This window comes from Corallococcus sp. AB030, assembly GCF_003668965.1.
Lineage (GTDB): Bacteria > Myxococcota > Myxococcia > Myxococcales > Myxococcaceae > Corallococcus > Corallococcus exiguus.
Genome location: NZ_RAWQ01000089.1, coordinates 1 through 21,617 on the forward strand (window position 1 = coordinate 1; position 21,617 = coordinate 21,617).

Consider the following 21,617-nt stretch of genomic DNA (forward strand, 5'->3'; position numbering starts at 1 on the left):
GGGGGCGGTCTGGTGGGCGTGGTGCACGAAACGCAGGTCCTGGCGGGGTGGCGGACGGATCCGCTGGCGCAGGTGTCGGACGTCATGGCGCGCGTTCGCAAGACGCACGCGGTCCGCAGCCAGAAGCGGCGGCTGGCGCGCCTGCACGGCAGGCGTGGGGACAGGCAGAAGCTTTTCTGAGGGGCTCGGTCCTGGCTGTAGAGTGGGGCTCGCCGTGTCGGAAGCCCCTCCCACCGCCTGGACCGTGTACATGCTGCGCTGCCAGGACGGCACGCTCTACACGGGTGCCACCAACAACCTGGAGCGTCGCCTGGCCACGCACGGCCGGGGCAAGGGCGCCGCGTACACGCGAGCCCGGCTGCCGGTGACGCTGGTGTGGAGCGAGCCCGCAGAGGACCGGAGCACGGCCCTGCGCCGCGAGGCCGCCATCAAGCGGCTGACGCGCGCGGACAAGTTGCTGCTGTTCACGCGGCGTCCGGGACGGCGTTGACGCACGTCCCCCCGCCTTGTTGGCGGAATGGGTTCTCTTCACGACGCGGGATGCGCGCCGAGCGACAGTTGGCGCGGCGCCCGCGGGTGTTTCATCGCCTGCTGATGAAACGGCCGGGGCCTTCGGGTGGGTGTACGGAACGCCAGGGGCCGAATTAGGGTGTGGCCTGTCCTAGCAGGGGGAAGTCCATGTCGCGTTCTCGCTCGTTCTTGTTCGCTTTGCTTGCCCTGGGTCTGGGGAGCGTGGGGTGCGGCGCGCCCAACCACCAGCCCGTCATCACCGCCGGACCGCGCCCGTTGGGCTCGCCGTCCACGCCGGGCGGACTCAAGTTCGAGGAGGGCACCGTCATCCAGCTGCAGCTGGAGGTGACGGACGCGGACAACGACGAGATCTACTTCCGCTGGACGCAGAACCCCTCGAACGCGGGCGGCGTGTTCAGCAACGCCAACATCGCCACGCCCACCTGGACGGCGCCGGCGCCGCTGGAGGACCCGAACCAGCCCATCTACCTCTACGTGGAGGTGGAGGACCACAACGGGGGCGTGCTGCTGGGCCAGTCGCCTCCGCTCTTCATCCTGCAGAAGCAGCAGTAGCGCGCAGGCCTCAGGCGGCGGTGGCCGCGGGAGGCGGAGAGCCCGGACGCTGCTTCGCGCGGCTCCGGGCGCGCACGGCGAAGAGGATGGCGGCCACCAGGCCCACGCCCGCGCCAATGGCCGCGCCCATCAGCTGCGAGTGCATCAGCGACGCCGTCACGCTGCGCACCACCTCTGGCAGGTTGCACATGGTCTGCGTGGCGAGCGGCGTGCTGTTGTTCCACTCGATGTAGGAGGGGGCCGCCAGCGACGCGATGAAGGTGCCCAGCAGGGTGCCGGCCAGGATGAAGATGAGGAACGTCTTGAGCATGGCCATGGTGGGGACCTCCTCGGCGGGTGGGCGGCGGGCCGTCCTTAGTATGCGCACGCCCGCCGCGAAAGGGGCGAAGGCGTGCTAAGGGGGCGGGTGTGCCGCTCCTGCCACTCGCCATCCTGTTCGGGGTCGTCTCGCTCGTGTGCGCGGCCCTCCTGCTGACGCACGCCTTCCGCCGCAGCGTGGGCACGGGCGTCATGGTGCTGCTCATCCCCTGCTACATGCTCGTCTACGCGTTCAGCCAGTTCGAGCATCCGCGCAAGAACCTCATCGTCGCGGGCTTCGTGGCCAGCACGGTGCTGACGGCGGTGTTCCTGGGCATGGGCGCGCACGGCATCTCGGCGGCGATGGCCCGCATGCCGCCCCCCGGCTTCTAGGCCTCCGCGCATGACCGCGAGCCCCACGGGTGCCCGCTGTGGCCAGCATCCGGACGCGGCCGCGGTGGCCCTCTGCGCGCGCTGCGGCGGCTACCTGTGCGGTGCGTGCACGGAGGTGCTGAAGGAGACGGCGTACTGCGCGCCCTGCGCCGAGCGGCGCTTCCAGGACATGCGCCCATCGCGCGCGGTGCGGCTGGCGCTGCTGGCCAACGTCCTGGGGCTCCTGTTGCTCGTCGCGCCGCTGTGGATGTTCTCAGGGGGGAGGCAGGGCGAAGGGACGACGGTGCTGCTGGTGCTGATGGGGGCTTTCGCGGCGGCGGTGGCGGGCACCCTTATCTCCACGCGGAAGCTGCGGCGCCGCGAAGAAGTGGGCGACCGGGGCTTCGCCATCGTGCTGCGCGTGCTGTCCGCGGTGAACCTGCTGGGGCTGCTGGCGTGGGGCGCGCTCATCGCCGTGGTGCTGACGACTCTGAGGCGGCACGGGCCCTGAGGGCGCGCGTCACACGCCGCGTTCGTTGGGGTCCCAGAGGTACTTGTGCATCTGGAGCTGGAAGCGCACCGGCAGCCGGTCCTCGATGATCCACTCCGCCAGCTGGCGCGGGTGGAGCTTGTCGAAGATGGTGGAGAACAGGACGCCGTAGGGCTTCTTTCCCAGCTGGTGCTCCTGCACGAGCGCGCGCGCCCACTCGTAGTCCACACGTGAGCCGATGACGATTTTGAGCTCGTCGTTGGCGTTCATGGACGTGAGGTTGCGGTAGTCGTTGCGGTCGCACTCGCCGGACGACGGCGTCTTCATGTCCACGATTTTGTGGACGGCCGGGGGCACGAGCCGCACGTCGATGGCGCCGCTTGTCTCCAGCAGCACCTTGAGGCCTGCGTCCAGCAGCGCCTCCATCAACGGATACACGCCGGGCTGGAGCAGGGGCTCGCCGCCTGTCACCTCCACGGTGGGCGAGTTCCAGGCCAGCGCCTTCTCGACGACCTCGGAGACCTTCATGCGGCTGCCGCCGTGGAAGGCGAACTCGCTGTCGCAGTACGTGCAGCGCAGGTGGCAGCCGGTGAGGCGGATGAAGCCGCACAGCATGCCGGCGTGGGACGACTCACCCTGGAGTGAGAGATAGAGTTCCTTCACCACGACGGAGTCGGCGGTGGGGACGCGGCGGGGCTCGATGTGCGGGCGTGCGGCAGGCATGGCGTGCGAAGGGGCGCATCAAGCGCACCCTTGGGGGGAAGGGGTCAAGCCCGGCGGGCCTTCACCCAGTCGATGAAGGTGTCGATGAGGTGGCGCGCGATGCTCAGGCGGGGCGGGATGCGCGGCAGGTCGTCCACGCCGAACCAGCGCGCCTCGGCGATCTCCTTGCCGTCCACGACGACATCGCCGCCCGCGTACTCGGCCATGAAGCCCACCATCAGCGAGCGGCCGAAGGGCCACGGCTGGCTGCCGAAATAGGTGACGTTCTTCAGGTCCACGCCCACCTCCTCCTTCACCTCGCGGAGCACGGTCTCCTCCAGCGACTCGCCGGCGTCCACGAAGCCGGCGACGGTGCTGAAGAAGGGCTCCGGGAAGGACGCGTTGCGCGCGAGCAGCATCTCGTCACCCCGGGTGATGAGGACGATGACCGCCGGAGCGATGCGCGGATAGAACGGCGTGTGGTCCACCGGGCATCGGCGAGCGCGTTCGCCAGGCACGAGCTGCGTGGCCGCGCCGCACTTGCCGCAGAAGCGGTGGTTGAGGTCCCACTCGGAGATGGAGAGCGCGCGGCCCGCCACGGCGAAGGTCGCCTCGTCCACCTGCTTGTAGAGCGAGCGGGCGGGCACGAACTTCAGCCCCTCTGGCGGCGTGAAATCTCCCGGCATTGGTGCCGCATAGCAGTCCGTGTCGTCGAGCATGCCCAGGAAGTGGGCGCTGACCGCGGCCTCCGGCAGGGCCGAGCACCGGGGCAGGTCGAGTCGGCCGTCCTGCTCGGACACGAGCAGGTCCATGCCGCGCGTGGCGAACAGGAGCGCGATGTCGCGCGAGCGAGCGGGCGGTTCATAGCCGGGCTGGAAGCGTTTGAGGGGGCTCACGGGGCGACCTTAACGGACAGCGCGGCGGGGCGCCGCGCGCTATGCTCCGGCCGCCCGCCACCGGGCATTGCCCGCCTGGGAGCCTTCGACCGTGAACGCCCTCATCCTCCGCGTCATCTGCGGCCTGCTATTCGCCGGAATGGTGCTGGGCGTGGTGAACCATCCCCCGCAGGACCTCACGCAGGGGCTGGGCATGATGCTGCCCGCGACGATGCTGCTGGGCGTGGCGCTGAAAGGGCCGAAGGGCCGCTCCACGATTCCGAAGAAGCGCTCGCCTCCGGCACCGCCCGTGTCCGGGGGAACGCCCGGCGTTTGAAGTCCACGCCGGGGCCCCTCGTCACGCGCATCAGAAGATGTTCATCAACTCCACGTCGAAGACGAGCACGGCGTCGCTGGGGATGACGGGCGCGGAGCCACGCGAGCCGTAGCCCAGGTCGGAGGGGATGACGAGCTTGCGCTTGCCGCCCACGCGCATGCCGACGAGCCCCTCGTCCCATCCGTCGATGACCTGGCCCGCGCCCACCGAGAAGGTGAAGGCCTCACCGCGCGAGCGGCTGTTGTCGAACATGGAGCCATCCGGCAGCCAGCCCGCGTAGTGCACCTGCACGCGGCTGCCCTTGACGGCCTCCTTGCCGGTGCCCACGACCAGGTCCTGCGTGTAGAGGCCGGACTCGCTCTTGTTCATCGCGGACAGGTCCACGCCCAGGGAATCGGCGTAGGTCACGTCCGCGGGGTCACCCGAGGAGGATGAAGAGTCACCACAGCCGGCCAGGGCCAGCACCGCGCACAGCAGGAGGGAACGAAGCATGGCCCGCAGCCTGCCGCGCGCGGGCCCCGTGGGGAAGGGGGGCACGCACGGCCTGCCCGCCCGGACGGTGCTGGGCGCGCAGGTCCTGCTTGAAGCGCGTCCAAGCGGGGCTTATCCGTTGCGCCGCCCGCCATGCAGACGCCTTCCGACCCCGCGCCTTCCGCTTCGCTCCGTCCCTCGCTCGTCTGGCTGATGGCGGTGGCCGGCGCCGTCACCGTCGCGAACCTCTATTACAACCAGCCCCTGCTGGGAGACATCGGCCGGACGCTCGGTGCGGACGGGAGCGCACTGGGTCTGGTGCCCACGCTGACGCAGGTGGGCTACGCGGTGGGCATGCTGTTCCTGGTGCCGCTGGGCGACAGCCTGGAGCGCCGCAAGGTCATCCTCCTGTTGTGTGGCTGCGTGGGTGTGGCGCTGGTGGTCGCGGGGCTCGCTCCCAGCCTGCACGTGCTGGTGGCGGCGAGCTTCGCCATCGGCGTCACCACGGTGGTGCCGCAGATGATCATCCCGTTCGCGGCGCAGCTCGCGGCGCCCTCGGAGCGCGGACGTGTGGTGGGCACTGTGATGAGCGGGTTGCTCATCGGCATCCTCTTGTCGCGCACGGCGGCGGGCTTCGTGGGCACGCACCTGGGCTGGCGCACCATGTTCTTCGTGGCCGCGGGGCTGATGGTGGTGACGGGCGTCGTGCTGCGCTTCACGCTGCCCGCGCAACCGCCCTCGGTCTCCATGTCTTATCCACAGTTGATGCGGTCGCTCATCCACCTGGCCCGCACGGAGCCGGTGCTGCGGCTGCACGCGCTGCTGGGAGGCCTGACCTTCGGCGCGTTCAGCGCGTTCTGGGCCACGCTGGCGCTCTACCTGCGCTCACTGCCCGGGCACTACGACGCGCAGGTGGCGGGCCTCTTCGGAGTGGTGGGCGTGGCGGGTGCGGCCATCGCGCCGCTGGTGGGGCGCTACGCGGACCAGCGCGGGGACCGGCGCATCAACGCGCTGGCCATCGCCGTGCTGCTGGCGTCCTTCGTCGTGCTGTGGCTCGTGGGGCACTCGCTGTGGGGCATCGCGCTGGGCGTGGTGCTGCTGGACCTGGGCGCGCAGGCGAATCAAATCGCCAACCAGGCGCGGGTGTATTCGCTGCGGCCCGACGCCCGGAGCCGCCTCAACACGCTCTACATGGTGACCTACTTCGTAGGCGGTGCCGCGGGAGCGTGGGCGGGCATGACGGCGTGGACGCGCGCGGGCTGGCCGGGCGTGTGCGCCGTGGGCGCGGCGATGTCGTTCACGGCGCTGGTGGTGGTGCTCTGGAGTGGCCGCCGTCTGCCGGCGGCCCAGGCCTCCGCGACCTGAAGCCTCAGATGTCGCGCTGCATGTTCCGGTGGGGGATGCCCACCTCTTCGTAGAGCTCGCCGTACGGCGCGTAGCCCAGGCGCTCGTAGAAGGGGACGACGGGGGCCCGCGCATGCAGGTGGACGTGGCGGAAGCCGCGCGTGCGCAGCTCCTCTTCCAGCGCGCGCACCAGCTTCGCGCCCAGGCCCTTCTTCTGCAGCGAGGGCGACACCGCCATCTGGAAGAGCCGGCCGCCGTGCGCGTCCTCCGGGTGGAAGAGCACGCAGCCCAGCACGTCGCCATTCGCGTGGGCCACCAGGTGGAGGCTGGCGTCCTCGAAGGGGAACTTCACGTCCTCGCGTGCATGGCCCAGCGGCTCGCGAAGCACGCGGAAGCGCAGCTCCAGCTCGCCCGCGTAGAGCGGATGGCGGGGGTCGATGAAGTCGAAGCGGAGGTCATTCATGGCGCGGGAGTCTGTCAGAAGCTGCCGGTGAGCTGGAGGTTGAAGGTGCGGCCGTACTGCGGCACGGGACCGGCGGACACGTCGTCGCTCACGACGAAGGCGTAGCGCGAGTCGAGCAGATTGTTCACGCCCGCGAAGTAGCGCAGCCGGCCGTAGTCACCGGACACGCCGAAGCCCACGAGCAGCGCCTCCCCGCTGGCCGCGCCAGCGACGCTCGGCACCCGGGCGCTCTGGTAGGTGGCCTGCGTGGCGATGCGCATGTCGCCGTTGCCCACGGGCAGCAGGAAGCGTCCGGAGGCGAGGTGCGCGGGCGCGGCCTCCACCACGTCCTGCGAGGCGTTGCGCAGCGTCACGTACGAATAGCTCAGGTCCACCAGCAGCCAGCGGCCCGGCTGCCAGTGCAGCCCGGCCTCCGCGCCCCACGCGAGCGTCTCGCCGGAGTTGTTCGCGTAGACGAGGCACTGGGTGGGCGCGCTCTGGGTGCCGCAAGCGGGCGTGGCCGCGGACTCGGTGGTGAGCGTGACGAGCTGGGAGATGCGGTTGTGGTAGCCCGCGACCGTCAGGCGCAGCTCGTGCGTCAGGTCGTGCGAGTGCTCCACCTCGAAGGTGGTGATGGTCTCCGGCTGCAGCGGCCCCGCGGGGCGCTGGGTGAGGAGGTTGTCCTCGTAGAACAGCTCGTAGACGTTGGGGGCGCGGAACGCGCGGCCGATGACGAGCTTGGTGAGGCCCTGCTCATACGGCCGGCCGATGACCGCGAGCCGGGGCGTGAGCGGCAGCGAGTCCAGGTCGGAGTACATGTCCACGCGGAAGCCCAGGGACAGGCTCAGGCGCGGGTGCAGGCGCCATTCGTCCAGTGCGTACACGGACACGAGCGAGCGCGTCCGCGAGCCCAGTGACGCGGCCACCGCGGGGCCCACGCTCTTCTGGTCCACGCGCAGCTGGGCCTGGCCCTCCACGCCCACGGTGAGGCGGTTGGCTTCGGACAGGACCGCCAGCAGGCGCGCCTCGCCGGTGAGCCAGTCCGCCGCGCCGGAGTCGGTGTTCGTCACCGCGTTGTCGCCGCCGTCGTAGTTCCAGTGGCCCTTGTAGCGGCTCAGGTCCAGCGCGCCGCGCAGGGACAGGACGAAGCGCTCGGACAGGGGGCGTTCGTACTTGGCCTCGGCGAAGCCGCGCACGTCCTGCACGCGCGTGCCCTGCGCGCCCACCACGGTGCCATAGGGAGCGGTGGGCACGTCCTTGCTGCGCCCGTGCAGCCGGGCCACCAGGGACAGGTTGCCCAGGCGAGCGCGCAGCGAACCGGTGCCGGCCCTCTCGCCGTCCAGGCCGGTGACGATGGGGCCCGAGTCGCCCAGGCGGGTGGTGTCCGCGCCGTGGGACTTCATGCCCGCGAGGCTGAAGAGGACGGAGCGCTGGGGGTCCTCCCACGACGTGGTCGCGTGCACGAGCGTGGAGCCCAGCGCGCCCACGGCGCCGGTGATCTCCAGCCGCCGGTCCAGGCCCAGCGACTCGCGCGGCACCACGTTGATGACGCCGAAGAACGCGCCCGTGCCGTACAGCGCGCTGCCGGGGCCGCGCACCACCTCGATGCGCTCCACCTCTTCCAGGTCCACGCTGAGGTCATGCGCCGCGTAGCCCTGGCCGGCCCACACGTCGTTCATCGCGTGGCCGTCCCAGAGGATGAGGATGCGCGTGTTGAGGTCGCCCGGCGGAGAGAAGCCGCGCACGCCCAGGTACGTGTACGTCCGGTCGTCGGTGAGGAAGAAGCCGCGCACGCCCGCCAGCGCCTCCGCCAGGGTGCGCCAGCCGAACGCGCGCAGCTCCTCCGGCGTGAGCACGGTGGTGGAGGCGGGGGCCTCGTCCACGGACAGGAGGCGCTTGGACGCGGCGCGCACCGGAGGCGGCTCGTAGCGCAGGGTGGCGTGGACCTTCACCTCCTGGTCGGGGATGACGGTGACCTTCTGGCGCACGGGGCGCACGTCGCGGCTCTCCACCTCCAGCACGTGCTCGCCCTGCGGGAGGGTGACGACGGTGGGGGTGAAGCCCGCGGGCCGGCCGTCCACGCGCACGGTGGCGCCGTCGTGGTTGGCGGTGACGACGACGCGGCCGCTGGGCGCCGTCTGGGCGGTCAGCGTGACGGCGAGTGGCAGGGTGCCTTCGGCGGGCACGTCGATGACGTACTGACCGGGAGCGTGGCCGGGCGCGCGCACGTGCAGCACGCGCTGGCCCGGAGACAGGCGCAGCTTCGCGGGGATGCGGCCCAGGACGGGGCCGGTGGGGCTGTCGCGCACCTCCGCGCCCTCGGGGCTGCCGGTGATGTCCACCATGCCGGTGATGAGGGCCAGGTCCAGGTCCACGGGCACTTCCCGGCCCCGGACGAGGGTGACGGCGGCCTCGGTGGGGCGGTAGCCGGACTTCTGGACCAGGACCTTGTGGCGGCCCGGCGACAGCGCGAGCGTCTGCGGCGAGCGGCCCCGGCTGCCCAGGTCCGCGCGGTCCACGAAGACCTCCGCGCCGCGGGGATTGGTGGTGACGCGAACCAGGGCGACCTTGGGGCGCAGCCGCTCCAGGGAGCGGGTGACCTCCGAGGCGTCCTCGGCCGGCAGGTCCTCGCCGAGCAGGTCGTTGTAGTAGCGGTACGCCTCGTTGAACTTGCCCAGCGCTTCGAAGCAGCGCGCGATGTTGAAGAGGACGTTGCGGTTGGGGACCAGCCGGTAGCTGGTGAAGTACGAGCGCAGCGCCTCGGTGTAGTTGCCGTGCGAGTAAGCGTCGTTGCCCAGCTCGAAGGCGATGTCCGCCTCATCCGCGTTGTTGTCCGCGAGTGCGGGACCGGCGGTGAGGAGCCAGAGGGACAGCAGCCAGGGGCCGAGGGGGAACGCACGCATGAGGGCGCCGGCATTCTTCCCCCGATACGGTGTCAGGTCCATGACACTGGCCAACCCGGAAGAGCACCGCACGCCCGGCGTGGGTCAGCGGGCGAGCGCCGCCGCCAGCCGCCGGGCCGCGGCTTCCAGCGTTTCCGGCGAAAGGTGCTCCGCCGGGACCGCGTCGAAGGCGCCCCGACCCCGGAGGTGGGACGGGGTGTCCGCGAAGCGGGGGACGAGGTGCAGGTGGAAGTGGCGGAGCACGTCCCCAATAGCGAAGGCGTAGACGTGCTCGGCGCCGAGCACCTCGCGTTGGGCGCGCATCACCCGGGCGGCGAACGGCCCCAGCTCCCGCGAGGCCCCCTCGTCCAGGTCATACCAGCCGCGCACATGCTGATCGCTGGTGAGCACCACCCAGCCCGGGATGGGGCTGGGGGACGCCACCCCGTGGAGGACGAGCCCGGGCACCCGCGCGAGCACGCCACCCGGTGGGTGGACCTCCCCGCGAACGATGGCGCAGCCCAGGCAGGGGTCGTTGACGTCTGACATGGCGAGTCATCCTGGTTCGGGGCGCTTGGAAGCCCTTGGGTAAAATTCACCCCACCTTGACGGCGTGGGCCCGGGTCGGGGAGTGTCCGATTTCCGCCCTTTTGGGAGCAGCTGGGGCGTGAAAATTCCGTCATAAATTCAAGGTGGGGACGATGAAGAAGCAAGTGCTGATGGCCGTGTTGCCGCTGATGGTTTGGGGGTGCGGTGACCCGACTGACGCGGACAACGATGGTGTCGCGGACGGTATCCGTGATCCGAACAACGTGTCGGTGGTGGTGCCTTCCACGCCGAAGGGCACGGTGTCGGGCCAGGTGCTGAGCACGACGCTGCAGCCGCTCGCGGACGTCACGGTCGCGATGACGATTGGCAGCCAGCCGACGGGCAAGTCGGCGACGACGGATGCCAGCGGCAACTTCGTGATGACGGACGTGCCGGCGGCCGCGCAGGTGCTGCTGACGTTCAGCAAGGGCGGCTACTCGACGCTGCGTGCGTCCTCCATCGTGCCGGCCGCCGCGGGCACGGTGCCCATCAACAACGGCAACGCGAGCTTTGGTCCGGTGACGCTGACGCAGCTGAACAGCTCGCTGGCCGTCACCGTGGTGACGCCGCAGGGCCGTCCGGCGGTGGGCGCGAAGGGCGTGCTGGAGGTCGACAAGGCGGGCTCGGTCATCCTGAGCAACTACGACTCCGTCTCCTCCGTGGTCAGCAAGGTCTACGTGGAGGCCACGGCGGACTCCAACGGCATCCTGACCTTCAACGGCATCCCCTCCGGCGTGGAGCTGGCGCGCCTGGGCGGCACGTACAACCTCTGGATCGCGCCGATGGACACCAACGGCGACGGGGTGGTGGACACGGGCGGTTACACGAAGAGCTACTCGGGTGGCTCCATCGTGGGCTCCCAGGCCACGACGCTCGCGCAGCTGAACTTCTCGAAGCCGTCGGGCGCCGGTGCGCTGGCGATCGAGGGCGGCAACGTGGGCAGCCTGAAGGGCGACCTGGATCCATTCCGGAACATGGTGCGTCCGGGCGAGCCCATCTACGTGTACTTCAACCAGCCGGTGCAGCCGGGCTCGCTGATCGTGCGCATGACGGACGAGTACGCGAAGGAGACGCTTGCGGTCACGCCCCAGGTGAACATCGGTGGCTACTCGGCGACCCTGACGCCGAGCGGCTCCGTGCAGGAGGGTAAGGAGTACAATCTCGCCCTTCGGGCCATGTCCGCTGAGGGTAGCTCCTCCATCGATACGAAGGGCTTCTTCGTCGCGGGCTCGAGCTCCAGTCCGCCGGCCATTACGGTTTCCGGGAACGCAACCTTCTACGATGCCAACAGCAGCGGCATCCTAGAGGCGGGCGAAGTTGTGGTGGTGAACTTCAACCAGCCCATCAAGCGCAGTGGCACGCCTGTTTACGTTTTCTTTGATGGGGTCGACCTCAATACCTCCTCCACGGTGGTGCAGGGTGAGTGGACTCCTACAAACAAGTCCGCCGTCGGCTTTTCGCTCTTCTCCTTTGAGCCCCAGACGTTTGTTCCGGAGTCCGGCATGTATGCGGACCCCCGTCCTGTGTTTCCGCCGCGCGCCTCGAACTACAGCTCGCGCTACTACTTCAGGTATTCCTCCACGGGTTCGGGATACAAGACCTTCCCGTCCGGATCGCCCGTTACCTTGCAGCTTGCGTTCGACTTCCTCTCGAACCCGAGTGGCGATGTGTATGAGTCTGCATGGGGCACGCCGCTGACCACGACCATCGCGGCCAATGTCACTCTGGTTGCTGTTCAGCCTCCGACCAACTAGTGAATCAGACAGGCTCCTGTCTGCTGTCTTCACTTGATGCCTGAATGGAACGCCCTTGCGAGTGATAGCTCGCGAGGGCGTTCGTGTTTTTGCCTCACGGGGAGCAAGGTCTCTGCTGCGGGACCCTTCGTCCGACGCCAGAGACTGCGATGGGCTTTATCGTCCCAGGTTTGAACCGCGACGGAGCCCGGAGCTTCATGGATACGTTCTTGCTTTAGGTTGGACGCATGTTCCCAGGTCGCGTTTATGCAGCACTATTGATGTGGATTATTCCCTGCGCCTGCATCCAGATTCCTGAGATTGAGCCAGGTGTGTCGCCGGATGCAGGACTCCCGGATGAGCGGCCTGTCCTGCTCGACTGGCTGTCGCCAACCGCAGACAGCTCCACGAATGGACCGCTCCAGATCCAGGTGGAGGTCATGGGGCCAACACCGGACCGTGTGGAATTGCTGGTGGACGGTGCTCCTGTCGCGGCGCTGGATGCGCCGTATTCGTTGAAGTGGGAAACGTGGCTCACCCAGGAAGGCACTCATGTGCTCGTCGTCCGCGCACTTAGAAACGAGCAGGTCTTCCTGAGTACCGAGCGGACCGTCGTGATTGACCGCACACGCCCGCGGATGATCTCTCAGGTCCCGGCCATCAGCGCCTCGGATGTTCCTGTGCGGACGCATATTCAGGCGACCTTCTCCGAGCCGCTGGATGGCGCCAGCGTAAGCGGGCAGTCGATTCAACTGGTGGCGGAGGCCGGGCGCCTGGATGCGAACATGCTCCTTTCGGAGGATGGCCGGACCCTGACCGTGAGCCCCGCTTTTCCTCTGCCGGTTAACCAGCGAATCCATGTGGTGATGGCCGACACGGTTGTCGATTCCGCCGGCAACCGGCTTGAGTCCACGGGAGCAGAGTGGACGTGGTCCGTGCCTGCTTATCTCCAATTGGGAGCGCCGCAGCTCTTCGGGAAGATTGAAGAGACCACCCTCGTTGAGACGTCACTTCGGGTGGGAAGTGACGCCCGGCCTATCGTGGCCTGGACGCAAAACGGGACGGTCCGCGCGAAACGCTGGACGGGCGACAGCTGGGAGTACCTGGGACCTCCTCTGTCTGGATCCACGGGCAGCGACGTCTGGGGAAATGCCTTGCAGATCGACCCTGAAGGGCGCCCGATGCTCGCATGGTTGGAATACACCGCAGGCTCCCAGAACCAGATCCATGTCCAACGATGGAGTGGAGCCGCTTGGGAGCCCATGGGCACCTTCATGACAACCACCCTCGCGCAGAGCTACGTCCAATGGATGGGCTTCAGCTCCGGAGTCCGAGGCCTTCCTGTTGTGGCATGGCGCGAGCGCAACTCCACGCAGGAACAAGTCGTGTTCCGCCAGTGGAGTGGAAGCAGCTGGGTTTCACTGGCTGCGCCAGTGCCAATGAAGAGTGAGATGGCTATCAATTACATGGGGTTCGACCTTGATGCGTCTGGGAGGCTGGTCCTCACTTTTAGCGAGAATGAATCGCTCAAGGCCGCGGTCGGGCGCGTGATGCAGTGGAATGGGACTGCCTGGACGGATCTGTCCGCAGGTCTTGGTTTGCTGCCAATGACCCGTGTTGTTGATGATGCCGGACGGGTACTTGTGGGAGGGAGCGGCTGGGGAAATGGGGTGCGCGCAGGGCTCATCAAACAATGGGATGGAACAACCTGGGTGCCGGTTGGCAACCCGTTGGCGGACATTGCCGGAGGGACGGATCAGGGCGTGGACGTCATGGCGCTGGACTCCAATGGGTCGCTGGTCGTGCTCGCGACCGAAGCGCCTTCCGCGACCGAGACAGGGAGCAGGATCGGGCAGGCGCGGCGCTGGACGGGAACCCAATGGGAGTCCTTGGGCGGCATCTTGAAACCCAACCCGGGCAGCTTGCTGTGGGGGCTTTCCGACTTCGCCCTCGCGGGGAATGACGAGCCCATCGTGTCGTGGACGGAGAAGGTCCAATCGGCCGACGCATCCATCTGGGCCATCCGCGTCTACCGCCTCAACCACTGAGCCCCCACCCCCAGTCCCTCCGCCCACCTACACTGTCGTCCACTGTCCCCCTGTCACTCAGCGGACAACGGACCTACCCTCGGATCCGTCCAGGGAAATCTTGCGAGAACGGGCGCTTTCCGGCGGACGTGTTTAGATTCGCTCCGCCCCTCCCCTGCATGCGAGGCCTCTGCTCCATGAAGAACGCGGTCCTGACATCTCCAGAGGGTGAGCCAACCGCGAGCGGTGGGCCCGCTCCCGTGAACTCCGCCAAGCAGCGCGTCCTCGTCGTCGACGACTTCGACGACGCCCGCGAGATGTACGCCGAATACCTGGAGTTCTGCGGGTTTGAGGTGGACACCGCGAAGAACGGCCTGGAGGCCGTGGAGAAGGCCCAGGAGGGGGAGCCGGACATCATCCTCATGGACCTGTCCCTCCCCGTCATGGATGGCTGGGAGGCGACGCGGCGCATCAAGCAGGACACCCGCACCCGCGACATCCCCGTGATGGCCCTCACCGGCCACGTGCTCGCCGGCAACGCCGAACACGCCCTGTCCGTGGGTGCGGACGAGTTCGTCGCCAAGCCCTGCCTGCCGCAGGACCTTGAGAACAAGATCCGCAACATGCTCAAACCCAGCAAGGCGAAGCCCCGCTCGGGTCAGGAGTAACCCCAGGCGCCGCCCCGCAGTGTCCATGGGTGGACACTCGGGTGCGGTACCCTGCGCCGGGACAGGCTCCCGCGGGCCCCCCGGTTGACCCCTGGACGCGGGAAACGTAGGCAATCCTGGTGGGCTCTCCCGCCTCGTCTTCTCCACCTGACGCGTGGACTCCTCCCGAGGAGTTCGACGAATACCGCATCGTGCGGCCGCTCGGACGGGGACGCACGGGCCGGGTGTACCTGGCGCACGACACGCTCCTGGAGCGCCCCGTCGCGGTGAAGTTCATCCCGTCGCTGGGCTCCAACGCGCTGGCGCGCTTCCTGGTGGAGGCTCGCGCCGCCGCCCGCATCCAGCACCCCAACGTCGTCACCCTGTACCGGGTGGGACAGCTGGAGGATCAGCCGTACCTCATCTCGGAGTTCATCCGGGGCGTCAGCCTGGACCGGCTGGCCCGGCCCGTGTCCTGGGAGCGCGCGCTGGGCATCGGGCGGGACCTGGCCCGGGGCCTGGGCGCCGCGCACCGCCGGGGCGTGCTCCACCGCGACATCAAGCCCGGTAACGCCGTCCTCACGGAGAGCGGCGAAGTGAAGCTGCTCGACTTCGGCCTGGCCAAGCTGCTCGACCGTGCCGAAGCCAGCGAGCCCACCCCGCCTCGTGCGCCCCTGCCTCCGCCGGAGCTGCCCGCGGATTGGGATCCGGAAGCCAGCCCCGCGCTCGGCGCCCGCTCGCTGGACGGTGTCTTCCTGCCGTCCCTGCCGCGCGGCGCGCTGGTGGGCACGCCCTACTACATGTCCCCGGAGGCCTGGGCCGGCGAGGAACTCACCGCGCGCAGTGACGTGTACTCACTGGGCGTCGTGCTCTACGAGCTGTGCGCGGGCCGGGGCCCCTTCCGCGATGTGCCCTGGCGCGAGCTGTCCGAGGCCGTGCGCACCCGCGACGTGCGCCCCCTCCAGGAGGTGGCCTCGTCAGTGGACCCGGGCTTCGCCGCCGCCATCGACAAGTGCCTGAAGCGCGACCCCGCCCAGCGCCACGCGTCCGCCGCGCAACTGCTCGACGCGCTGGAGGCGCTGACGCGCGAGGAGCTTCCGGCCGTCATTCCGGAGGGCAATCCCTACCGTGGCCTCCGCGCCTTCGAGGCCGAGCACCGCGGCCTCTTCTTCGGCCGCCGCCGCGAACAGCGCGCCGTGCTGGAGCGGCTCAAGGCGGAGGCCTTCCTGCTGATGACGGGCGACTCCGGCGTGGGCAAGTCGTCCCTGTGCCTCGCGGGCATCCTCCCGGCCGTAATGGACGGCACGCTGGAGGACGGCCGGCGCTGGCGCACCGCGCGGCTCGTGCCCGGACGCAGGCCCGTGTCCGCGCTCGCCGTGGCGCTCGCGCCGGTGCTGGAGGTGGACGAGGAGCCGCTCGCGGAGACGCTGCGCCAGGACCCCACGTCGCTCGGCCGCAGGCTGCGCGCGAAGCTGGGCACGCAGGGTGGACTGCTCGTCTACATGGACCAGCTGGAGGAGCTGGTGACGCTGTCTCCGCCGGAGGAGGCCGCGCTCGCCGGGGCCGCGCTGGGGTCGCTCACGGAGGCGGCCGGAGGGCTGCGGCTGCTCGCCACCGGCCGCAGCGACTTCCTCACCCGCCTCACCGCAGTGCCCGGCCTTGGCCCGGAGGTGCCGCACGCGCTGTACCTCCTGCGCGCGCTCACCCCGGAGGAGACGCGCGAGGCCATCGTCGGCCCCGCGCGCGTGAAGGGCGTGCGCTTCGAGTCCGAGAACGTGGTGGACGCGCTCGTCGCCTCCACGGCGGCGTCCGACGGCGGGCTGCCTCTGCTCCAGTTCGCGCTGGCGGAGCTGTGGGACGCGCGCGATGAGTCCCGTGGCGTGATGACCCAGGCGGCGCTGGACTCACTGGGTGGCGTGTCCGGTGCGCTCGCCCGGCATGCCGACGCCGCGGTGGCCCGCCTGTTGCCCGACCAGCGCTCGGCGGCGCGCGGCGTGATGCTGCGTCTGGTGACGGCGGATGGCACCCGTGCGCGCAAGACGGACCGCGAGCTGGTGGGCGACGACCCTCGCTACCGCGCCGCTCTAGAGGCCCTGGTGCGCGCGCGCCTGCTCGTGGCGCGCGAAGGCGAGGGCGGCACCGCGTACGAACTGGCCCATGAAGCGCTCCTCACCGGGTGGGCCACGCTGGCGCGCTGGCTGGTGGAGGCGGGCGAGCGCCGCGAGGTGCAGGCCCGCCTGGAGGCCGCCGCCGCGCAGTGGGAGCGCCTGGGCCATGCGCGCGAGTCGCTCTGGGGCCCTCGCCAGCTGGCGGAGACGGAGCTCCTGGAGCCGTCCGAGCTCACCCAGCGTGAGCAGTCCTTCCTCAGCACCTCGCGCAGCACGGGCGTGCGCAGCCGCCGCCTGAAGGTGGGCCTGGTGCTGGGCTTCCTCGCGTCGCTGGGGCTCGTGTACGCGGGCCTGCAGTGGCGCGAGCGCCGCATCCTCGACGTGCGCGTGCGTGGCGAGCTGGCCTCGGCCGGGTCGGAGCTGGAGGCCGTGCGCCGTGAACGCGACGCGCTCCAGATCGAGCGCGCGGAGGCCTTCCAGCTCTACGACACCGGCCACAAGGCGGACGGGGACCGGAGCTGGGCGAAGGTGGCGGGACACGCCGGACAGCTGTCCCACCACTTCGACGCCGTGGCGGACCAGCTGGAGCGCGCGCTGGCGCTGGCCCCCACGCGCACCGACGTGCGCGACGCGCTGGCGGACTTCCTCTACGAGCGCGCCCTGTGGGCCGAAAGCGAGCGCGAGCCCGTGCTGCCCGCGCTGCTCCAGCGCCTGCGCCTCTACGACCCCGACGGTGTGCGCTGGAACCGCTGGAACACGCCCGCGCACCTGTCCCTCCAGGTGGACGCGCCCGGCGCCTCCGCGGAGCTGCGCCCCATCTCACGCGAGGCCTCGGGTCCGGAGGTCGTGAGCGAGCCCCTGCCTTCCCCGGGCGCGCTCCCCTGGGCCAACCTCACCGTGCCTCCAGGGAACTACCAGCTCACCGTGCGCGCCCCGGGCCACGAGGCGTCGGTGCAGCCGCTGCTCCTGACGCGCGGGGAGTCTCGGAACGTCGTCCTGCCGCTCGTCCGCGTGGGTTCGCTCCCGCCGGGGTTCGTGTACGTGCCCCCGGGCGACGTGCGCTTCGGCAGCGCCGCCGAGTCCAGCGTGCGCGACTTCTTCAACGCCACCCCGCTGCACACCGTGCCCGTGCAGGGCTTCCTCATCGCCCGTCACGAGACGACGTACGCGGACTGGCTCCAGTACCTGGCGGCCCTGCCCGCGGAGGAGCGCGCCTCGCGCCTGCCCCGCGTGGGCACGGGCGGCTACGCCGGAGGCCTGGCGCTGGAGCCGGACGGCAATGGCTGGCGCCTTCGCTTCCAACCCGGCGGCGTGCGGTACACGGCGCGGACGGGCGAGCCCGTGCGGTACGCCCGACGCTCACAGCGCACGGAGCAGGACTGGCGCCAGTTCCCCGTCAGCGGCATCAACTTCGCGGACGCGGAGGCCTACGTGACGTGGCTGTCCACGTCCGGCCAGGTGCCGGGGGCGCGGCTGTGCTCGGAGCTGGAGTGGGAGCGCGCCGCGCGCGGCGTGGACGGTCGCGAGTATCCCCACGGCAACCGGCTGGGGCCGGACGAGGCCAACGTGGACGTCACCTACGGCAAGGATCCGGGCGGCTTCGGCCCGGACGTCGTGGGCAGCCATCCCGCGTCCCGCAGTCCCTTCGGCGCGGACGACATGGCCGGCAACGTCTGGGAGTGGACCCGCTCGTGGCTGGAGCCCGGCCGCCCGGTGGCTCGCGGGGGCAGCTTCACCTTCAACGTGACGAGCGCGCGGTCCTCCAACCGCGAGCTGCCAGAGCCCTCACTGCGCGACGTCACGGTGGGCCTGCGCGTGTGCGCGGACGCGCCCGTGTCCGGCGGTTGAGCGCCACCGGACACTGGAACCCCCCGGGAACCGCTGGCCTCGCCCTGGGGTCTGCTCCAACTGGAAGCCACTGGACGCTGCAAGTGCCCGGATGGGCCTCGTGTGGTTGCCGCTCCCGCACACCGGACTGACCTTGTGCCCTGTAACGCGGTGCGGGTCGGGGTCGGGGCAGGGAAGGGGCATCCAGATGAGGACGTTGCAGCGAGTGTTCGCGGCGTGTCTCGCCGTCGTGGCGGTGGGCTGTGGCACGGAATCGTCGGAGCCCGAGGCTCCCTCCCTGCGCACGCAGGTGGCGGAGGTCGTCTCGCCCAATGGGCGCAACCTCAACGGACGCAACCTCAACGGCCGCAACCTGAACAACGGCGAACTGGGCAGCATGCTGGTGTCCGTGGCGTACGCGGGCGCTACCTCCGCCTCCGGCAAGTCGCTGACCAACGTGCGGCTGCAGGGCTCGGCTTTCGTCGGCCTGGACGGCCCCAACCCCGTGACGGGCATGGGCTTCAATGGCGCCCGCTTCGTCGGCAAGCTGGGCGACGGCTCCACCCTGCCCGTGCGCGTGGACAGCATCACCCAGGGCAGCGGCGGCGACAGCGACCTGTGGTCCTACCAGGTCTCCTACCAGGGGTCGGACGGCAGCTGGAACTCCGTGTGCCAGGACGCGAACGGTGGGGCGCTCTCCGCCATCGCCGTGGCCGGCCGCTGGAACTACCTCCAGGGCGTGGCGGGCGGCGGCGAGAAGATTGAGGACGCCACCGCCTTCACCTTCGCCTGCGAGGGCGCCGCCATCGCGAAGTGCATGCACTTTGGTTACAAGCCCTGGGCCACCGTCAACGGCCAGAGCCTCGCGGGTCACCACCAGGCCTGCACCCGCATGGTTCGCGCGGACTTCTGTGGCGACGGCGCGTCGCACACCACCGATGGCCAGTGGGTCAACCTCTACGACGGCGTGGGCGTCCAGACGGACACCGAGTCCTGGAGCACGGAGGCCGAGTGGAATGAGGCCGGCGCGCGTTGCTTCACCTCGGAGACCCGCGCCCACGCGCCCGTGACGTGCTCGGGCTTCAACCCCATCCCTGACTGCGGCAGCACCAGCCACTTCCAGTCCGGCACCCGCCTCATCAGCGAGTCGCCCTACGGGGTCAGCGGCTTGTAGCCTCACCGGCTACAGCAATCCCAGACTTGTAACGGACTAGGTTACAAAATCTGGAAGTCGATGAAAGTCAGTGTTTCATGTTATGAGAACGCTCCATTCGCCTCCGCGTCGCAAGGACCGGAGGGGCATGGGGCGTTTTCCGCATTCACGGAGGGGGACGGGACCGGTGTGTTCGGGGTTCCGCGCACGGTGAGGGGGAGGGCGCCCCATCGCGAGGCTGTCGTCGCGGTCACCCCGTCGTGAGTGGAGCACGCCCCATGAAGCCTGAGCTGTCCCTGCTGTGGAAGCATTCCCGGAAGCGTCTGCCGTTCGCGCTCCTGGCCTCGTCGCTGGCGGTGGGCTGTGGCCAGCCCGCCCCGGAGACGTCCGAGACTCCCGCGCCTTCCGCGCCCCAGGCGGACTCCTCCGCCCAGGCCGTGGACCCGTCCGGCAACCTGGAGGTGGCGCTTGGTACGACCCTGCAGGCCCTGGAGGGGGACGAAGCGCGTCCGGTGGTGGAGTCCCTCTTCGCGATTCCCCAGGGCGCGGCCAGCAAGTCCACGGCCACGGTGTTCCAGCTGAAGCTGAAGTCGAATCGCTCGGAGAACGAGGCGTTCCGCGGTGGGACGCTTTCGATGGCGGACGGTGCGCAGCAGCTGACGTTCCGCGACGACGGCCAGGGTGGCGACGCGGTGGCGGGGGACCTGCTCTTCACGGCCTCCGGCACGTTCGACTTCGTGGCGCTCCAGACCCAGCAGCAGCGCATTGCCCAGGCGCAGTCCCAGTCGCAGACGCAGCTGACCACGGCCGTGTTCGAGAACCGCCAGTTGGTGGCCACCGTGCCGGTGACGGCGCTGAGCACGCAGTTCCCGGTGGGCCAGCCCGTGCCCATCCAGCCCATTGGTCTGGCGTCGCTGGTGGACCCGGCGCGCTCGCTCATCATCCGCGCGCCCGGCGTCGTGAACGACACGACGCGCACGTATGACCCGTGCACCGGCGTGGGCAACCCGAACGGCAAGTGGACGTTCAACTACCTGATGACGGAGATGGCCAACCAGCCCTTCACGGGCGTGGCTCCCACCACCTTCGTGCGCGAGTGGCTGCGCCAGTGGGAGCAGCCGCGCACCATCAACGGCTTCGTGAACCCGCCGCGCACGTCCATCGCGGCGAACCTCATCGGGCCCTGGCCGAAGCTGTCCTCCGGCGAGCTGAACCTGGCGAGGTCGCCGTTCAAGCTCATCGCCATCGTGAACCGGCTGGACCTGGCCGGCAGCAACCCGGCCTACGGCGCGGGCAGCGCGGGCGAGGGCCGCTTCATCTTCGCGGCCACCACGGGCACGGGGTCGAGCTGCTACACGGTGCCCTTCCTGGTCATCCTGGAGTACGGGGTGGACAAGACCGGCTGCGTGAACATCAAGACCTACGCGCAGCAGTGGCAGGCCCTGTCCGGGCTGCCGCTGGGCAGCGCGTCGTACAACGCGGCGCTGGAGGCCCTGACGGAGCAGTTCGCCAAGCGCGACCTGTCCCCGCGCAAGCCCAACCGCAGCTCCATCAACCAGGTGCGCACCAACGACGACTGGTTGGCCCACCCGTGGGAGCTGCGCGAGTTCCGTCTCTGGAACGGCTCCATCAACCCGAACTCGTACTCCACCACGCCGCCGCCGGCGCTCGGGCTGCTCAACAGCCACACCGTGGCCCAGACGCCGGACCGCACCCGGCAGACCACGCTGTTCCCGGCCTACGTGAACGCGAACACGGGGCCCATCATCGCGGGCACGTACTCCGTCCCGCTGCCGTGGGCCGGTGGCACCTTCCGCTCGGGCCGCGCCCTGGTGACGAACCCCGTGGCCACCCCGCCGTTCTGGAGCCTGCCGGCGTCCGCCATCCCCAACCGCCAGGCGCGGCACGTCTTCTCGCTCAACACCTGCGACGGCTGCCACGGTGACGAGCTGGGCACGAACTTCACCCACGTGAGCTGGACCGGCGCGCTGTCGCCGTTCCTCAGCGGCGCGCTCACCGTGCCGGACCGCGCGGACGGCACGCCCGTGCGCACCTTCAACGAGGTGCTGGCGCGCCAGACGTTCCTGGACCAGATGGCAAACCAGAGCTGCCTCACCACGGCGTTCGTGACCGCCGCGCCGAGCGTCCACTGAGCCTCGTCCGGATGTGAAGAAAACGCGGCCTCCGTCCCTTCGCGTGGGACGGAGGCCGTCGTCTTTCCAGCCGCCGTCCGCATGTC

General features: G+C 69.8%; 19 protein-coding genes and 1 pseudogene. 13 read left to right on the forward strand and 7 right to left on the reverse strand.

The genetic code is table 11. The features are described 5' to 3' along the window. The 3 genes and pseudogenes from D7Y15_RS21305 to D7Y15_RS21315 all read left to right on the forward strand — a co-directional run. Positions 1-180, forward strand: a pseudogene (locus tag D7Y15_RS21305) (hypothetical protein); the annotation flags it as partial. 70 nt (positions 181-250) lie between these two features. Then, on the forward strand, positions 251-490 hold the full coding sequence (locus D7Y15_RS21310) for a GIY-YIG nuclease family protein (RefSeq protein WP_120576211.1): 240 nt from the start codon (positions 251-253) through the stop codon (positions 488-490). 188 nt (positions 491-678) lie between these two features. Beyond that, positions 679-1,083 (forward strand): hypothetical protein, encoded by a 405-nt coding sequence (locus D7Y15_RS21315; protein ID WP_147476314.1) that lies wholly within the window; start codon positions 679-681, stop codon positions 1,081-1,083. A 10-nt stretch (positions 1,084-1,093) separates the two neighbouring features. Here D7Y15_RS21315 and D7Y15_RS21320 read toward each other — a convergent pair whose 3' ends face one another. Continuing rightward, positions 1,094-1,399: a hypothetical protein gene (locus D7Y15_RS21320; protein WP_120576204.1), complete on the reverse strand. Its 306-nt coding sequence runs from the start codon at positions 1,397-1,399 to the stop codon at positions 1,094-1,096. Positions 1,400-1,491: 92 nt separating this feature from the next. Here D7Y15_RS21320 and D7Y15_RS21325 point away from each other — a divergent pair, with 92 nt between their 5' ends. Together D7Y15_RS21325 and D7Y15_RS21330 are read left to right on the forward strand one after the other, a co-directional pair. Then, positions 1,492-1,773, forward strand: a complete 282-nt coding sequence (locus D7Y15_RS21325; protein WP_120576203.1) for a hypothetical protein — start codon at positions 1,492-1,494, stop codon at positions 1,771-1,773. A 10-nt stretch (positions 1,774-1,783) separates the two neighbouring features. Further along, positions 1,784-2,263 (forward strand): hypothetical protein, encoded by a 480-nt coding sequence (locus tag D7Y15_RS21330; protein WP_120576202.1) that lies wholly within the window; start codon positions 1,784-1,786, stop codon positions 2,261-2,263. A gap of 9 nt (positions 2,264-2,272) precedes the next feature. On the opposite strand, the gene D7Y15_RS21335 is transcribed toward D7Y15_RS21330, so the two are convergent. Both D7Y15_RS21335 and nudC read right to left on the reverse strand, forming a co-directional pair. Continuing rightward, positions 2,273-2,965, reverse strand: coding sequence for a radical SAM protein (locus D7Y15_RS21335; protein WP_120576201.1), 693 nt, complete (start codon positions 2,963-2,965; stop codon positions 2,273-2,275). A 44-nt stretch (positions 2,966-3,009) separates the two neighbouring features. Then, a complete protein-coding gene (nudC, locus tag D7Y15_RS21340; protein ID WP_121753748.1) occupies positions 3,010-3,840 on the reverse strand; it encodes an NAD(+) diphosphatase in 831 nt (276 codons plus the stop codon). 91 nt (positions 3,841-3,931) lie between these two features. On the opposite strand from nudC, the gene D7Y15_RS21345 reads away from it, so the two are divergent. Continuing rightward, positions 3,932-4,156 (forward strand): hypothetical protein, encoded by a 225-nt coding sequence (locus tag D7Y15_RS21345; RefSeq protein ID WP_120576199.1) that lies wholly within the window; start codon positions 3,932-3,934, stop codon positions 4,154-4,156. Positions 4,157-4,186: 30 nt separating this feature from the next. Here the strand turns inward: D7Y15_RS21345 and D7Y15_RS21350 are convergent, their stop codons facing one another. Continuing rightward, positions 4,187-4,648, reverse strand: a complete 462-nt coding sequence (locus tag D7Y15_RS21350) for an FKBP-type peptidyl-prolyl cis-trans isomerase (RefSeq protein ID WP_169821022.1) — start codon at positions 4,646-4,648, stop codon at positions 4,187-4,189. 132 nt (positions 4,649-4,780) lie between these two features. On the opposite strand from D7Y15_RS21350, the gene D7Y15_RS21355 reads away from it, so the two are divergent. Next, positions 4,781-5,992, forward strand: a complete 1,212-nt coding sequence (locus tag D7Y15_RS21355; RefSeq protein ID WP_121753749.1) for an MFS transporter — start codon at positions 4,781-4,783, stop codon at positions 5,990-5,992. Between the two features lie 4 nt (positions 5,993-5,996). Here the strand turns inward: D7Y15_RS21355 and D7Y15_RS21360 are convergent, their stop codons facing one another. The 3 genes from D7Y15_RS21360 to D7Y15_RS21370 form a co-directional block, all read right to left on the reverse strand. Beyond that, complete coding sequence (locus D7Y15_RS21360; RefSeq protein ID WP_120576197.1) at positions 5,997-6,434, reverse strand: GNAT family N-acetyltransferase; 438 nt, start codon at positions 6,432-6,434, stop codon at positions 5,997-5,999. Between the two features lie 14 nt (positions 6,435-6,448). Further along, entirely contained in the window at positions 6,449-9,316 is a 2,868-nt protein-coding gene (locus tag D7Y15_RS21365) for a TonB-dependent receptor (RefSeq protein WP_120576196.1), read from the reverse strand. 84 nt (positions 9,317-9,400) lie between these two features. Continuing rightward, positions 9,401-9,844, reverse strand: coding sequence for an HIT family protein (locus D7Y15_RS21370; RefSeq protein WP_121753750.1), 444 nt, complete (start codon positions 9,842-9,844; stop codon positions 9,401-9,403). Positions 9,845-9,996: 152 nt separating this feature from the next. Here D7Y15_RS21370 and D7Y15_RS21375 point away from each other — a divergent pair, with 152 nt between their 5' ends. The 6 genes from D7Y15_RS21375 (at position 9,997) to D7Y15_RS44740 (ending at position 21,531) form a co-directional block, all read left to right on the forward strand. Then, entirely contained in the window at positions 9,997-11,637 is a 1,641-nt protein-coding gene (locus tag D7Y15_RS21375) for a carboxypeptidase-like regulatory domain-containing protein (protein ID WP_121753751.1), read from the forward strand. A gap of 227 nt (positions 11,638-11,864) precedes the next feature. After that, the gene (locus D7Y15_RS21380) at positions 11,865-13,664 is read left to right on the forward strand and encodes an Ig-like domain-containing protein (RefSeq protein WP_121753752.1); all 1,800 of its coding nucleotides are present in this window, start codon (positions 11,865-11,867) and stop codon (positions 13,662-13,664) included. Between the two features lie 176 nt (positions 13,665-13,840). Further along, a complete protein-coding gene (locus tag D7Y15_RS21385; RefSeq protein ID WP_014393311.1) occupies positions 13,841-14,311 on the forward strand; it encodes a response regulator in 471 nt (156 codons plus the stop codon). Between the two features lie 119 nt (positions 14,312-14,430). After that, positions 14,431-18,246 carry an SUMF1/EgtB/PvdO family nonheme iron enzyme gene (locus D7Y15_RS21390; RefSeq protein ID WP_121753753.1) on the forward strand — a complete coding sequence of 1,272 codons (3,816 nt, stop codon included), beginning with the start codon at positions 14,431-14,433 and terminating at the stop codon, positions 18,244-18,246. A 187-nt stretch (positions 18,247-18,433) separates the two neighbouring features. Beyond that, the gene (locus D7Y15_RS21395; protein ID WP_121753754.1) at positions 18,434-19,399 is read left to right on the forward strand and encodes an ADYC domain-containing protein; all 966 of its coding nucleotides are present in this window, start codon (positions 18,434-18,436) and stop codon (positions 19,397-19,399) included. 257 nt (positions 19,400-19,656) lie between these two features. Next, a complete protein-coding gene (locus tag D7Y15_RS44740; protein WP_158629085.1) occupies positions 19,657-21,531 on the forward strand; it encodes a hypothetical protein in 1,875 nt (624 codons plus the stop codon). Positions 21,532-21,617: the final 86 nt, after the last annotated feature.

Excerpts from the sequence above, each read along its gene's own strand:
- D7Y15_RS21310 (WP_120576211.1), top strand. The coding sequence starts at position 251 with ATGCTGCGCTGCCAGGACGGCACGCTCTACACGGGTGCCACCAACAAC.
- D7Y15_RS21320 (WP_120576204.1), bottom strand. The coding sequence starts at position 1,399 with ATGGCCATGCTCAAGACGTTCCTCATCTTCATCCTGGCCGGCACCCTG.
- D7Y15_RS21355 (WP_121753749.1), top strand. The coding sequence starts at position 4,781 with ATGCAGACGCCTTCCGACCCCGCGCCTTCCGCTTCGCTCCGTCCCTCG.
- D7Y15_RS21380 (WP_121753752.1), top strand. The coding sequence starts at position 11,865 with ATGTTCCCAGGTCGCGTTTATGCAGCACTATTGATGTGGATTATTCCC.
- D7Y15_RS21370 (WP_121753750.1), bottom strand. The coding sequence starts at position 9,844 with ATGTCAGACGTCAACGACCCCTGCCTGGGCTGCGCCATCGTTCGCGGG.
- D7Y15_RS21395 (WP_121753754.1), top strand. The coding sequence starts at position 18,434 with ATGAGGACGTTGCAGCGAGTGTTCGCGGCGTGTCTCGCCGTCGTGGCG.
- D7Y15_RS21385 (WP_014393311.1), top strand. The coding sequence starts at position 13,841 with ATGAAGAACGCGGTCCTGACATCTCCAGAGGGTGAGCCAACCGCGAGC.
- D7Y15_RS21375 (WP_121753751.1), top strand. The coding sequence starts at position 9,997 with ATGAAGAAGCAAGTGCTGATGGCCGTGTTGCCGCTGATGGTTTGGGGG.
- D7Y15_RS44740 (WP_158629085.1), top strand. The coding sequence starts at position 19,657 with ATGAAGCCTGAGCTGTCCCTGCTGTGGAAGCATTCCCGGAAGCGTCTG.
- D7Y15_RS21330 (WP_120576202.1), top strand. The coding sequence starts at position 1,784 with ATGACCGCGAGCCCCACGGGTGCCCGCTGTGGCCAGCATCCGGACGCG.
- D7Y15_RS21365 (WP_120576196.1), bottom strand. The coding sequence starts at position 9,316 with ATGCGTGCGTTCCCCCTCGGCCCCTGGCTGCTGTCCCTCTGGCTCCTC.
- D7Y15_RS21315 (WP_147476314.1), top strand. The coding sequence starts at position 679 with ATGTCGCGTTCTCGCTCGTTCTTGTTCGCTTTGCTTGCCCTGGGTCTG.
- D7Y15_RS21360 (WP_120576197.1), bottom strand. The coding sequence starts at position 6,434 with ATGAATGACCTCCGCTTCGACTTCATCGACCCCCGCCATCCGCTCTAC.
- D7Y15_RS21335 (WP_120576201.1), bottom strand. The coding sequence starts at position 2,965 with ATGCCTGCCGCACGCCCGCACATCGAGCCCCGCCGCGTCCCCACCGCC.
- D7Y15_RS21350 (WP_169821022.1), bottom strand. The coding sequence starts at position 4,648 with ATGCTTCGTTCCCTCCTGCTGTGCGCGGTGCTGGCCCTGGCCGGCTGT.